We start from the raw sequence: 228 nt of genomic DNA on the forward strand, positions 1-228 counted from the left end.
TGTTGCTGCAAATCCGCTAATTCAGCTTTGGCGGTTTCTGCCGCACCCCGTAATGCTTCGGTTAACGCCTGCGCCTGCTGTAACTGACTGATTGCCGCCGACATTGCCAACGCGTCTCCCCCCGCGTTGGCCTGTTTATCCGCACTGATAAACAGCCCTTTCCCGGCCCGGATCGCGCCCCAGTCATCAGTACGCAGCTCAAACCCTTCACCCCGTTTATCCGGGTGC

General features: G+C 58.8%; 1 protein-coding gene. It reads right to left on the minus strand.

Annotated elements, in window-relative coordinates:
• On the minus strand, positions 1-228 hold a 228-nt coding region (locus SLS51_RS23795), incomplete at both ends, for a type VI secretion system Vgr family protein (RefSeq protein WP_323840916.1).

Source organism: Photorhabdus africana, from assembly GCF_035181445.1.
In the GTDB taxonomy this organism is placed as follows: Bacteria; Pseudomonadota; Gammaproteobacteria; order Enterobacterales; family Enterobacteriaceae; genus Photorhabdus; species Photorhabdus laumondii.